The organism is Bacillus sp. FDAARGOS_235, assembly GCF_002073415.2.
In the GTDB taxonomy this organism is placed as follows: Bacteria; Bacillota; Bacilli; order Bacillales; family Bacillaceae_G; genus Bacillus_A; species Bacillus_A toyonensis.
Genome location: NZ_CP020437.2, coordinates 5,193,192 through 5,207,203 on the forward strand (window position 1 = coordinate 5,193,192; position 14,012 = coordinate 5,207,203).

Genomic DNA, 14,012 nt, shown 5'->3' on the forward strand with positions numbered 1-14,012 from the left:
TATAAATGTAATTACATTTTATTGAAGGAGGATACATAGATGAAAAACTCAAAAGGCTCTATTGAATCAGAGATAAGCAAAGCAATTACTCATTGGGAAAAGGACTACCTAGGACGCGGGTCTATATCCGTTAAGACAGATATATTACGGGATATGATTATCGTAAATTTACAAGGTATTTTAACGCCAGCTGAATATACTGTTTGCGAAACAAAAGAAGGTATGCTAACGATAAAGAAAAATCGTTCGGAGCTAGTTGAATCTGGAATTGAAGATCTTAAAGAGATTATACTGGAATTAACTGGAGAAAAAGTGAAGAGTTTTCATACAGATATAAGCTCCCGTACAGGTGAACGAGTAATGATTTTTAAATTGTTTCATAATCTTGAGGAAAAGTTTTAAAAATTAAAACCACCGTAGTGTTAGTGGGAGATAATTAAGAAACCTAAAAGTTTTGCACTTTATTTATATTTATTAACATGATAATAATTAAAAACTTGAAATTATTTACGTATAATGAATTTTGATTGAAATAACGCTTGAAAAAATGGATAAATAAATTGACAACCTGCTTAATATAGTTTATCTTATAATTGTTTTAAAAAATTAATAGATGCTTATTTTAACTGTTTGCTATAATTAAGGCTTTAGCATTTTTTTAATATGTAATATTGACTAAATGAAAAAGTTTCTTAATTGAAAGATAGCGCATAACATAAATTGATATATTGATTGCATAATCTAAGAGATCAGAGATATACTGTTATTTTTAATAGGAGTAATACATACATTACTATCCTCTATAAAATGGGAGCTCTTCAAAAAACTTTATTGAAGTTAGTTGAAGTGAAACCGACAATCTCCATAATTCAATGATGATATAAAATCATTGAATTATGGAAGTTGTCGGTTTTTTTTATGGAAAAAACGATGTACTAAAAAGAGTGAATAAAAATTGAAATTAAAAAACTATCGTAATTAAAAGGAATTTTTATAGGTTATTTTCGTTTGGAAGGGAGTATTTTACATGTTAATTTCGCTAAGTTCATCAACACTGTTAACTTTATTTTTTATGGCACTTAGTGCTTCTTGGCTAAGTGGATTATTGTTTTTAAATGCAAGGATACCTTTACGTTTTGTTCATATCCATATTGGTATCGCTGCTTTGCCTTCATTGGTTTCTTTACTCGCACTTGTTAATAACAATGGAGATAGAGCTGTGGGGCCTTGGCATCTAGATACTTTAGCTTGGTTAATGGCTTTCTTTGTTCTTACAATTGGTTTAATCATTCAGCGTTTTTCTGTACGTTACTTAATGGGAGATCGCTCATATCGAAAATACTTTGCACTTTTTACATTTACTACAGGTGTATCTTCGGTTGTATGGTTAAGTGATGATCTTCGCTTCATGATTATTTGTTGGGGCGCAACTCTTATAGGATTGGTTCTACTCATAGGGCTAAATAAAGGGTGGAAAGTAGTTAGTGAAGCAACTAAAATCTCTGGCTATTTATTTACAATAAGTTGGATTGCTTTGCTATCAGCTATCATTTGGCTGTTTCAAATAACTGGACAGTGGCAGTTAACATCAGTTTTAGCGAATGAAAATGTAGTGCAACATGGAACATTGGAAAGAACAGCAATCAATTTATTAATTATATTGGCTGTGATGATTCCAGCAGCACAATGGCCTTTTCAAAGGTGGTTAATTGAGTCTGCTGTTGCTCCAACTCCTGTTTCTGCTATTATGCATGCGGGGTTAGTAAATGCTGGCGGTATCATGTTAACCAGATTTTCACCTCTTTTTCATGATGATATTGCACAAATCATTTTACTTATTTTCTCTAGTATTTCTGTTTTCATAGGAACAGGAATTAGCCTAGTTCAAGTTGATTATAAACGTCAGCTAGTGGGATCAACTATTGCCCAAATGGGTTTTATGCTTATTCAATGTGCATTAGGAGCCTATTTAGCGGCTGTTATTCATTTAATTTTACATGGTTTGTTTAAAGCTACACTGTTTTTACAAGCTGGTTCTTCAGTAGAACGTTTTGGGGTAGTGAAGCAGTCTAATGAAAAGATGTCCAATTTATGGATGATAGTCGGGCGTGGTTTAGGACTATTTATAGCAATTACTTTTTGGTTTATGACTTCTGGAGAGGGGTATCAACTAGTTAGTGCGTTAATCTTAGGATGGTCACTATACTTTTCGTGGAAACAACTTGTTGTTTTTGGAGAGGGAAGAATGGGACGAATTGCTGGCTTAATTGTTTTGATTGGATTTTCTCTCATTTACTTTACCGTTCATAATTCTCTTTATAAATGGTTGCATACTGATATTTATCAAAGTGTTCAACCTTCAGCTCCAGCCGTTACCTTTGTTATATGTATTTTACTATTTAGTAGTGCTATTAGTACTTTCGTTACTCGTAATCAATCTTCTACTTTATTCGCTGTACTTTATCTTTGGTTAGTTCGAGTAGGTGAGGCGAGAAGAAAGTCAGTAGAAAGTCACCCCAGCTATCTTAAACATTATGTATCAAAGGGAGGTAATTCGTGATGAGCATATCGTCAATATTAAAGAAAGATACAAACATTGATATGCAAGAAAATACTATAAATGATTTAGTTGCATCTGCTAGCCGTGTTATTGCGCCACTTTGGCCTATCTCTACGTTTGCAGCTCATCACCCTTGGATGGGACTTGAAAAGCAATCATTTGAACAAGTCGCAAATTGGTTAAAAGAAGCTCGTAATGTGGATATTTATCCTAGTGCCTCCATGATTCATTCGGCAAAAGCGAAAGATGAGATTGAGGAATCATTTTTACAAATGAGTTTGTCTCGTTGGCTGGATTCACAATCTTTTCATATTCCGCGAGAGAAAGCAGAGCGATTTTGCCAAGCAGCTTTAAAGTTAGAAAAATTACCTTCTAGTTTATTATCATCGCCAGAATTAAATAAATTGGCAGAAGAAATGATATATATAAATACAGCAAGTATGAAAGCCTCTGTTATGCAGCCAATAGGTTCGCTTATAGAAAATCGAAATAGTGAAAACCTATCTGATATTCTTAATTATCATATCATTAAATGGTGTAAATTATATCTTGATGACTCCGGATCAAGTTGGACGATGCCAAATCGAGAGAAAGGTTTTTATCGGGCATGGCAACACCTTATTAAATTTGATCCGGCGCTCAGTAAAAATGAGCGTAAAGTTTTAAAAGATTGGCCACAAGATGCCGAAGTAGCTTTAGCGAGAGCATTATCTGAACTAGGAATTTCTGAATCTAATATACAAGCTTACCTTGAAGGGCACTTACTTTCTTTGCCTGGGTGGGCAGGAATGATACGATGGCGCTCACAACAATCAATTCAGGAACAGGAACTTCTCATAGAATATTTAGCAGTTCGAATTTCTATGGAGCTGGCTATTGCAAAACCTTATTTACCTTTAAAAAATCAAAAGGTTGAGAAAAAAGTTTCGATCGTCCCACTTATAGCTTCTTGGATCTATTGGGGGAATATTTCAATAGAGGAATGGTTACAAATGTCTGCTGCTGAACAAAGTGAATTATTAGTATTCGCTTATCGTTTTGATGAAAATATTCGCAGGAAACTTTGGCTCGAAGCTTGGGAACAGACGCATGCAGAGCAATTAAGGGAGAAGATTGCTTCTAAACAATGTGCAACTAATGATAAAAAGCGTGTATTAGCTCAATTAGCATTCTGTATTGATGTACGTTCAGAACCGTTTCGTCGCCACCTTGAAAAATTAGGTCCGTTTGAAACATTTGGAATAGCTGGTTTCTTTGGATTACCAATTGCAACTAGTGAATTAGGTAGTAATAACAACCATCCTTCTTTGCCAGTTATACTCAAACCGAAACATCAAATAAAGGAGCTCACAAATGAAAATGAACTTAAATCTTATGAGCAACGTAAGAGGATAGGTAGTTCGGTGCGTTATACATTTAAAACGATGAAACAGAACGTACTAACAAGTATGGCGCTACCTGAGTTAAGTGGTCCATTACTTGGTCTACAGATGGTGACAAGAAGCTTTGTCCCAAGAGGAGTTGGTGGTTTCATTCGTAACCTTCGTAAAACTATGTTACAAAAACCTGATACAACATTCTCGCTTAATCATGTTCATGACACAAAAGGTGAGATACCTATCGGTTTTACGAAAGAAGAAAAAGTGAACTATGTGCGTCAAGCTTTAAAAATGGTGGGACTGACAGAAAAATTTGCTCCTTTAGTTGTAATGTGCGGACACAGTAGTCAAAGTACGAACAACCCTTATGCTGCAGCACTTGAGTGTGGTGCTTGTGGCGGAGCAGCAGGAGGATTCAATGCAAGAGTTTTTGCTATTTTATGCAATCTGCCAGAAGTGCGAGAGGCGTTGTTTGCTGAAGGTATTAAAATTCCTGAGGATACCATTTTTGCAGCAGCTGAACATAAAACAACAGTGGACGAATTGGAATGGATTTACGTCCCAGAACTTTCGGAAACTGCACAAGAAGCATTTGATTGTATCGAGTCGATTATGCCAAATGTGAGCCAACATGCAAATAGAGAGCGTTTAACACAATTACCAAATTTTAAAACGAAAATAAAAAATGCGAGTAAAGAGGCACATCGATTTGCAGAAGATTGGAGTGAAATACGTCCAGAATGGGGATTAGCCCGTAATGCATCTTTTATTATCGGGCAACGAGAATTAACTCAGGATTGTGATTTAGAAGGTAGGGCTTTCCTCCATAATTATGATTGGAAACAGGATGAAAGTGGCGATATATTAGCTAACATTATTGCAGGACCAGGAACAGTAGCTCAGTGGATAAATCTACAATATTACGCTTCAACTGTAGCTCCACATTATTATGGTAGTGGAAACAAAACAACACAAACCGTAACGGCAGGTCTCGGTGTTATGCAGGGAAATGCAAGTGATTTGTTGCCAGGCTTACCTTGGCAATCCGTTATGCAGTCAGATAGTGAGACGTATCATTCACCACTTCGTTTACTAATTGTAATTCAAGCGCCTATTGAATATATAGAGCGTTTGCTAAATAATGATTTCGCATTTCGAGAAAAAGTTCAAAATAGATGGGTTAGACTTGCAAGTATTGATCCAGAGGGACGCTGGAAAAACTGGTAACAATCATGCAATGCATAATCAACTATTGTTACTAGCTTAAAAATTTCATAAATACAATAATGAAGAAGGAGTGCTCCATATGAATTCAAAGAATAAAAAAGTTTTATTGTTAACAGACATTGAACATGGAATAGAGCCTATTATCCAACAAGTAACTAACATTCAACAAGAAAACATGTTGACTATACACAGCTACGATTCTGTAATTGTACATCCTTATGGAGATATAATGAGATCTATTATTATTGCTATTTATCAAGAAAATGTTGAAGAAATTTTTGTTGTAGGAATAGAGGATAAAGAAACTTCTTCAGTTAATCTACAAACTCAACATGATTTCATAAAAGATAATATAGAATTAGACTATCTCTTTAAACATTGCATGCCTGAATTTTCAAGTGGTAGCCTGAATGCATGGCTAAGTGGACAAGAAAATGTTAGTGAAAATATTAAGAAGAGTATAGATATGATTCGTCAGCATCCGTTAGTACCTTCTGATATTAAAGTTCATGGTTTCATGATTGATAGAACAGGTGGAAAAGAAACGGTTGCAAAAGTTTCTGCTAATAAAGTAGTTGAATACATTAACTAATCTATTAGGGACAAATAAATTCTTAGGTATAAATTACTGTTATATAATAAAATTTAATATGTTTTAAGAATTAGAAGGGATAGTTATGCAAAACAAAATTATTGTTATGTTTCAAAAAGATTTTCGCTTATATGATAACCTAGCTTTATTTGAAGCTGCTCAGTCCGGTGAGGTTGTTCCGGTATATGTACATGACGAAACTTTTTCAATGGGAAGTGCATCAAAGTGGTGGTTGCACCATGCTGTAATAGATGTAAAGAAGCAACTTGAGGCATTGGGCTCTACTTTAATAATTCGTAAAGGACGTACGGAGGAAGAAATACGTTCTCTCATAGAACAATTACGTATAACGGCTGTATATTGGAATATTTGCTATGATCCGGACAGATTACAATCTAATCAAAAAATGAAAATGATGTTAGAAGGTAAAGGCATTATTTGTAAGGAATTTAATTCGCATTTATTATTAGAACCGTGGATTATTAAAAAGAAAGATAACACTGAATATAAGGTGTTTACGCCTTTTTACAATGCATTTCAAAAGCAGATAATACCTAAACCTATTAGTAAAGTGCAGAGTATAAAGTGGGGAAACTCTTTACCAGCAAGCTTATCTGTTTCAGAATTACACTTGTTGCCGACTATACCGTGGACATCTCATATGGAAGCAATATGGGATCCGACAGAAGAAGGGGCATACAAAACATTCAAGAAATTTTTCTCTAGCAAATTAGTCTTTTATAGTGAAGGAAGAGATTTTCCAGATCAAAATGTACATTCGATGTTGGCACCGTATCTTTCATTTGGTCAAATATCAGTGAGGTTGATGTATCATTACTTAATAAATAAAAGTACCGAAAGACAATGTAGTCTTTTTGAAAAACAAGTGAATAGCTTTATACGTCAATTAATTTGGCGAGAGTTTTCTTATTATTTACTATATCATTATCCATTTACAGTATATAAACCTCTTAATAAGAGCTTTGAACATTTTCCGTGGAATAATGAAGAGGAGTTATTAACAGTATGGCAGAAAGGTGAAACTGGTTATCCGTTTATTGATGCGGGAATGCGGGAACTGTGGCAAACAGGTTTTATGCATAATCGAGCAAGAATGGCTGTAGCTTCTTTTCTTGTAAAGCATTTATTAATCCCATGGCAAGAAGGAGCAAAATGGTTTATGGATACACTATTAGATGCTGATATTGCAAATAATACAATGGGGTGGCAATGGGTTGCTGGAAGTGGAGCGGATGCATCACCATACTTTCGTATTTTTAACCCGATTACACAAGGAGAAAAGTTTGATAAAAATGGGGAGTATATAAGAAGATGGGTGCCAGAATTAAGAGATATACCGAATAAATATATACATAAGCCGTGGGAAGCACCTGAGCATATTTTACAAAAGGCCAATATACAGCTTGGTCATACATATCCTTTGCCAGTTGTTGATCATAAGGCAGCGCGGGAGAGAGCACTTTGTGCATATAAAAGTATGAAAGAATTTATATAAAATACACGAGTCAATATGAATTTGATATGTAAAGGGTATAATGAAAAGTATAAGAATGTCTATTTGTGTATTAAAGTTGTATTCATTGAAAGAACATACGAATCATATAGAGTTTCTAAAACCTTCTAGTAAAAAAGGAGAATGTTTATGAAAAAATCTAGTATTATAGTGTTCTTACTAACATATGGTTTGTTTTATGTTTCTAGTGTTTTATTCCCTATTGATCGTACTTGGTATAATGCGTTAGAAAAGCCGTCTTGGACACCTCCTGGTATGACAATCGGAATGATATGGGCTGTATTATTTGGACTTATTGCATTATCAGTTGCAATTATTTACAACAACTATGGATTCAAGCCAAAAACATTTTGGTTTTTATTCTTTTTAAATTATATATTCAATCAAGCGTTCAGCTACTTTCAATTTAGCCAAAAGAATTTGTTTTTAGCAACAGTAGATTGTTTACTAGTCGCTATTACTACGTTACTTCTCATTATGTTTTCTTCCAATTTATCTAAAGTATCGGCATGGTTGCTAATCCCATATTTTTTATGGGCTGCATTTGCTACATATTTATCTTGGACAATTTATAGTATAAATTAAAGGCGTAAATGAAAACTTGAGCATAATAAAAATGCTCGAGTTTTTATGTTTATCCCGCATTAACGGGCAGTAAGACCTCCACCTCAAAATTCAGCGAAAGCAAAGAAGTTAGGTGGGGATCGGGCTGCCCGTAAAAGCCCGATTGGTGAGGGCTGATAATCAGTGGGGGATGAATAAAACCCCCACTGATTAAATTTTCACTTTATTAATGATAATCTAAAGTATAGAATATACACATCTTAGGGAGGTCATATATGTGAAGAAATGGATAAAAATTGTTCTGTACTCTGTATTAAGTATTTTAATTATCGGAAGTATTACTTTTTTGACTTGGTCTCAGTTTACTTATAAACCAACGAAAGAGGCTTTGTCTCTAGTAGATAATAAAAAAGATGAAGAGAATATAGTTTTTGGAGAGAAAGATGCTAAAATAGGAGTTATTTTTTATCAAGGAGCTAAAGTAGAAGCTGAAGCTTATAGTTATTTAGGAGAAGCTCTTGCAAAAGATGGGCATTTTGTAGTAATGCCTAAGTTACCATTAAATTTAGCGATACTTGGAATCAATGCAGTAGACAGTGTAATGGAACAGTATCCTGAAGTTCAGAAATGGTATGTTGCAGGGCATTCAATGGGCGGAGCTATGATTTCTAAATATGCTTTTCAGCATGAAGAAAAGGTAGACGGAATCATTCTCTTAGGTTCTTATCCCGCAGATGATTTCTCTACCAAATCGATTCCAATGTTATCTATTTATGGAGAAGTAGATGCTTTAGCAACTGTAGAAAAAATAGAGAACAATAAAAAGTTAATGTCAAAGAATACAACTATGCACATGATAAAAGGGGGGAATCATGCTAATTTCGGCATGTATGGCGAGCAAAAAGGTGATAATGCTAGCTTAATTACGTCAAAAGCACAACAAGATGAAACAGTGAAAGTAATGGAAGAATGGTTGTTAAAACAATGATAGACGGGAGAGGTAATAAAGAGCCAACTCATACGAGTGGGCTCTTTTATTTAACTTCTATCTCCAATTTCCCTCTTATTTTCTCCGGAATATCCTTGTCAGAAATAGCCTCGTACGAGTAAACATACCTACCTTTCACATGAATTTTCAAGTAAGTTTTTCTTATAAAATCATTAGGAGTATTCGTTCCTACTGTATACTCTTCTTCATTGCCAGATTCATCAATGCCTTTTAACGAGTACATAGCTCTACCGTTCGTATGATAATCGGGAACACCATACCCTTTCGCAACGGCATATACATGTTTTTCTTCAGCAAGTGGATTAAATCGGTCCACATCCCCGCGTAATATGAACGGTAGTAAGTATATAAGGAGGCCTATTCCTAATATGCAAAGTAAAAATTTCTTCATGATTGTTTCTCCTTTTGTTAATTTACTTATTTTTAAGTATAGGAAAAAATTCTTATGAATATAGAGGGAAATTCCTTAATATTTTCTTAATAAAGTTTGACCGTGTGAAAAAAGACTAACTTGAGCATTAAGCTTACGGAATGAATAACCAAATAACCTGTTTTCTTTATTTTTTGATGGTAGGTTATTTGGTTTTTTATTTTTCTTTTGATTTAATTACCGAAAAAAGTATCTTGTACTCCTTTTGTAACTTTTTCTATATAGAAATTTTCTATAAAATAAAGGGCTTGCCTTCCAAATAAATCGTTATTTGTAACACTTTTATCAAAGCAAAGTTCTCGTGACATCACTTTGATATTCAAAAACATTAATAACCTATTGTATGAAATTTTTCGAAAATTTAGGTTTAACATCTTTAAAATAGGTGTATTACATATTACATAACAACTAAATAAAAAAATAAAAATCTAAAGGAGGAAAAATACCATGCATAAGAATGAACGAAAACCGGTGGTTCATGAATTTGAAAATGAACAGGAAGTAGTTATGAAAGTAAAAGAGCTAGAATTGCAAGGGATTCGCCAAGATGATATTTACGTCTTAACACATGAAAAACATCTAACAAAAAAGATTGCGGATGATACAAACACAAATACGATTGGAGTAAAAGAACAAGGATTGGGCATAAGTATTATTAACTTTTTCTCCCAAAAAGGGGACGAACTCCGAAATCAAATGGAGGAAATAGGGTTGTCGAAGGAGGAAGTTAACTTATATGAAGAAAAACTAGATCAAGGGAGAATTTTACTCCTAGTAACAGCTGAAACACCAACGGCGAGTGATAGGCAGCCGCAAAACTATCATTCTCTCTAATAGATTGCAACATCTGATAAATAGGTAAGGTAATTATTTTAGGTTGTAGCATTGAAAAAAATAAAAGTAGAGAAGGATGAGGAAAATGAAACATACGATATTTAAATATGCTGTGATTGGGATTACGACCGGAGTCATGGTCTCCCTATTAAAAAAAGAAAACCGGAAAGCTATACAAACAACAGGAAAAAGCGTAAAAGACAAACTACAAGAAGGAAACATAAAGGAAACATTAGAGAAGGTAACTGAGACAAGTAAAAAATTCTCTGTAACTGCAGCTAATGTTGCAAAACAAACATTACCACAACTGCTTACAGCCACACCGGTTGTCATTTCTACCATTAAAGATTTAACAGAAAACGAAAATAACAAAAAGAAAAAAGATGAAAAGGATTACGAAATAAATGAAAAATGAAAAGAAATATATGAAAGAAGGGAAAGAAGAGAGTGCTTAGATTTAATTCTAAAAAGAGAAAGTGAGGAAAAAAGTATGAGATCTCTGTATGCGATTGATGTAGGAATTGGTTTTACCAAGCGGGCATATCGACAGGATGTAGATTCTGAGGTGACGATTAAGAGTGAAGCTTCCACACTAGCCCCTGTACCTAATCATGCTGAAAGTGAAGATTTAACAAAGGTAAGTTTTATAGACTTAGACTTTGCATACTACATGGGAAATGAAGCACATCAATCTGACGCATCATTTCTTCCTCCATTTGACGAAGAAATAGAAAATTATTATGAAAGCGAACGGTTTAAACAACAAATATTTGGTTGCATTGCAAAGGATTATAAAGAAAATGTCGTGTTACCTTTAGTTGTTACCGGGCTTCCCGTTACTTGTTTTGGTAGTCAGCATGAGCAATTACAACGTGCACTAAAAAAAGAAACTTCCGTGCAAATTGATGGGAAATTTATTAATATTACGGTGGAAAATGCTTTGATTCTTCAGCAACCAGTCGCTTTACATGCCTATTTCTTAAAAGAGGGAATCATTCAGGAACGAGATCGTATCTTAATTATTGATGGTGGATTTCGTACATTAGAAATGACAGATATGAAACAGAATGTCATTTTAAATCATTATGAGACAGAACTAGGATGTAGCAAGCCTTTGAAAAATATTAAGAATATCATGCAGAATCATGGGGGTGAAAGTAATCACTTGTATATTAACGACATGCCAAAAATATTAGAAAAAAGATATGAATGTCGAGAAGAAAATCCTCAGACAAAACAGGTTCATACTTTGATTCAAAAAGAGTTGGATGCACACTTCCAAGACGTCATGCGTGTATTACAAGAACAATTTAAGTTAGAACAGTACGATACTATTATTTGGACAGGAGGAATAGTAGATCTCCACAAAAAACGAATTGAAAAAATGCAAGGTGAAATTTCTTCTTTCCGTATGGTAGACGCTTCGAAAGAGGCTGCACTTCATGGATACTATATTATTGGAAGTCAAGTATTTGAGGACATCACCAATCAATCTGCATATGAATCTAAATTATAATAACGACCGAAATGGAGTTCGTTGAATGGACGTGCCAAATTATGTTGCTTCTTTTCCACATATAATAAATTCTTTATAAGAAAAGATAAAAAGTGCTTGTATAGAGGAAATGTTTAAAATTGAGAATAAAAATAGCTAATATATAGGGGGTCTTCCTTTTAACAGAATAAGACCTCCTATGCCATTTATTTTGTAATTTAGTTGATCAAAAAACTTTTCCTCCAAGACATGAATACCTACATACAAATTTCATATTACGGATATGATTCGATCAAACATAAAACTATTTAGAAAGGAAGAATAATATGGAATGCTTAAAAATGCCGAAATGGAGTTGGTATCATGTGAAAACTAGTGAGCTTGAAAATCTTTCTTCTATAATCCTTCGTGATGTAACATCTCATTTCTCTCAATTTGTAAAGAAAATAAGTTCTCCCTGTGAAAATGGATTATATGTTTATACGTTATCACCAAGTCAAACTTGTGTATATGGTTCGTTTTTATATGATCAAGATAAAAAGGACGCCAAAATTCAAAACTTTCTTCATTATTTCGTAGCTCATGGAATACTGATAACGGTCCAAGAAAAAGAGGAAGAGGATTTTCAGAAATTAATACATAATTCCTCTTTTAGTGTAAAAAATTGTAATAGTTCCGCTGAAGGATTATGTGCTATCTTATCAATGTTTATATCTCACTACTTACGAAAGGTTGACTATTTCGAAAACAATTTCAGAAATGTATTATGGGATTTTTATCATCATAATAACATAGCAGTTTTAGAAAGAATTTATCATATTCGTCATGAATTATTTATGAACACACATGTGTTTCGCTTAATACAAGAAGTGTTACAAGGCCTGAAAGAAGCTTGGTTAGAAAACCTAACAAACACCCTTTGTTATAAACAAACACACACACGTAAAATTAGAGCGTGGATTACAACTTGTTAAAGAGTACCAAGAAGAATTAGACACGATGATTCATTTACAAGAAGTTGTTTCTTCTCATCGTGGGAATGAAATTATGAAAGCTCTTACTGTATTAACTGCTGTAAGTACGCCTTTGACGGCCTTAGGAGCATTGTGGGGGATGAATTTTAAATATATGCCTGAACTAGAATGGAAATATAGCTATTTAATCGCTCTCTTATTTATTATTTTCACAACAGTGGGTATGTATTTATATATGCGAGTGAAGGGATGGACAGGTGATTTATTACGAGTAAAGAAAAAGAAATCTTTTTTTAAATCCAATTAATCCTTTTTATAAAAAATATGATAGATATTAACCTAGATATATGGTTAGGAATATTTATTAATTGAGGTAGTATCATATCCCCATCAAGTTAAAGTTTTGATGTTCACGCAATGATAAAAATGGTGAATATTTATATGAAAGATTAGAGCTCTTCTTCTTGTAGGAGGGCTCTAATCTTTGTTTAAAAACTATATCATACACATGGGCAGAATCATTATCTGAAATTTGTTCCGATTTAATTTAGAATACGACAAAAGAGAACTTGCGTTAGAAAACAAGCTCTCTTTAAAAGAAATAACGTAATTGAGATACTTATATAGTAACAATTGTTTTCTTCTAATTCCATATGTCTTATGTTGAGAAATAAATTATAAGTGGCTTGATAAAGCTAAAATGAATGATTGACATAATATTTTGACGATAATATAATGAATCTCGAATTCAAGATAACTTGTAAAGGATTGGTAATTGTGAGGGTGATTAACGATGAGAGCCTATCTTTAAAGTTACTTGTTATATTATCAAGGGAATTACAGTCAATCACTAAACGTATTGAAAAGGATATAAAAATTTATGGACTTAATCCAACAGAATTTGCAGTGCTTAAGCTACTATACAGTAAAGGCGATCAACCTATACAAAAACTTGAAGACAAAACATTACTTGCAAGTAGTAGTATCACGTATGTAGTGAATAGGTTGGAAAAGAAGAGGTGAAAACCATGTCCTAAAGACTGCCGTGTCATGTATGCGTCAATTACTTCAGAAGGTATTGAATCGATGATATTATTTTTCCTCAGCATAAAGAGGAGATTCGGCAAATATTTGGTAGTTTGGACTATATTGAGAAAAAAATGATAATGAAACGGTTGAAAAAGTTAGGATATTACGCACAGAAATTGTAAGTTTGTAGAGGCTATTTCTGTTTAGTAATATCCTAATTACATATAAATTAAATAAATAGGAGGAAAAATTAATAAGTGGTAGTAAATGTATTATAATACAAAATGAATAAATCATATTATTTAAATCAGTACAGTAGGAAATAAAGTTGTTATATTAACGTATACATATCGTCCTTTTCATTATAAATCTTTCATAAAGCGGA

Annotated in this window: 11 protein-coding genes and 3 pseudogenes; 12 read left to right on the forward strand and 2 right to left on the reverse strand. The window is 33.4% G+C overall.

Features of this window, described 5'->3' with window-relative positions:
• The first annotated feature begins 39 nt into the window (after nt 1-39).
• The 7 genes from A6J74_RS29185 to A6J74_RS29215 all read left to right on the forward strand — a co-directional run bounded on the left by A6J74_RS29185 (nt 40) and on the right by A6J74_RS29215 (nt 8,844).
• The gene (locus A6J74_RS29185; RefSeq protein ID WP_000798167.1) at nt 40-402 is read left to right on the forward strand and encodes a Na-translocating system protein MpsC family protein; all 363 of its coding nucleotides are present in this window, start codon (nt 40-42) and stop codon (nt 400-402) included.
• 625 nt (nt 403-1,027) lie between these two features.
• Entirely contained in the window at nt 1,028-2,560 is a 1,533-nt protein-coding gene (locus tag A6J74_RS29190; RefSeq protein ID WP_000908938.1) for an NADH dehydrogenase subunit 5, read from the forward strand.
• Nucleotides 2,560-5,166, forward strand: coding sequence for a DUF2309 domain-containing protein (locus A6J74_RS29195; protein WP_000028357.1), 2,607 nt, complete (start codon nt 2,560-2,562; stop codon nt 5,164-5,166). The genes A6J74_RS29190 and A6J74_RS29195 overlap by 1 nt, the downstream gene beginning before the upstream one ends.
• A 79-nt stretch (nt 5,167-5,245) precedes the next feature.
• Nucleotides 5,246-5,758: a carbonic anhydrase gene (locus tag A6J74_RS29200; RefSeq protein ID WP_001086237.1), complete on the forward strand. Its 513-nt coding sequence runs from the start codon at nt 5,246-5,248 to the stop codon at nt 5,756-5,758.
• Nucleotides 5,759-5,843: 85 nt separating this feature from the next.
• Nucleotides 5,844-7,274, forward strand: coding sequence for a cryptochrome/photolyase family protein (locus A6J74_RS29205; RefSeq protein WP_001179939.1), 1,431 nt, complete (start codon nt 5,844-5,846; stop codon nt 7,272-7,274).
• Between the two features lie 147 nt (nt 7,275-7,421).
• Nucleotides 7,422-7,877, forward strand: a complete 456-nt coding sequence (locus A6J74_RS29210) for a TspO/MBR family protein (RefSeq protein ID WP_000749758.1) — start codon at nt 7,422-7,424, stop codon at nt 7,875-7,877.
• Nucleotides 7,878-8,133: 256 nt separating this feature from the next.
• On the forward strand, nt 8,134-8,844 hold the full coding sequence (locus A6J74_RS29215) for an alpha/beta hydrolase (protein ID WP_000758854.1): 711 nt from the start codon (nt 8,134-8,136) through the stop codon (nt 8,842-8,844).
• A 46-nt stretch (nt 8,845-8,890) separates the two neighbouring features.
• Here the strand turns inward: A6J74_RS29215 and A6J74_RS29220 are convergent, their stop codons facing one another.
• Together A6J74_RS29220 and A6J74_RS30540 are read right to left on the reverse strand one after the other, a co-directional pair.
• Nucleotides 8,891-9,256, reverse strand: a complete 366-nt coding sequence (locus A6J74_RS29220) for a YxeA family protein (RefSeq protein ID WP_000714083.1) — start codon at nt 9,254-9,256, stop codon at nt 8,891-8,893.
• A gap of 212 nt (nt 9,257-9,468) precedes the next feature.
• A complete protein-coding gene (locus A6J74_RS30540; RefSeq protein WP_002093610.1) occupies nt 9,469-9,624 on the reverse strand; it encodes a hypothetical protein in 156 nt (51 codons plus the stop codon).
• A 118-nt stretch (nt 9,625-9,742) separates the two neighbouring features.
• On the opposite strand from A6J74_RS30540, the gene A6J74_RS29230 reads away from it, so the two are divergent.
• The 5 genes and pseudogenes from A6J74_RS29230 (at nt 9,743) to A6J74_RS30545 (ending at nt 13,809) form a co-directional block, all read left to right on the forward strand.
• Nucleotides 9,743-10,129: a YflT domain-containing protein gene (locus A6J74_RS29230; protein WP_000549418.1), complete on the forward strand. Its 387-nt coding sequence runs from the start codon at nt 9,743-9,745 to the stop codon at nt 10,127-10,129.
• Nucleotides 10,130-10,214: 85 nt separating this feature from the next.
• A pseudogene (locus tag A6J74_RS29235) lies at nt 10,215-10,584 on the forward strand (peptidase U61).
• Nucleotides 10,585-10,619: 35 nt separating this feature from the next.
• Nucleotides 10,620-11,645, forward strand: coding sequence for a ParM/StbA family protein (locus A6J74_RS29240; protein ID WP_001257276.1), 1,026 nt, complete (start codon nt 10,620-10,622; stop codon nt 11,643-11,645).
• A 305-nt stretch (nt 11,646-11,950) separates the two neighbouring features.
• Nucleotides 11,951-12,905, forward strand: a pseudogene (locus A6J74_RS29245) (magnesium transporter CorA family protein).
• Between the two features lie 470 nt (nt 12,906-13,375).
• A pseudogene (locus tag A6J74_RS30545) lies at nt 13,376-13,809 on the forward strand (MarR family winged helix-turn-helix transcriptional regulator).
• Nucleotides 13,810-14,012: the final 203 nt, after the last annotated feature.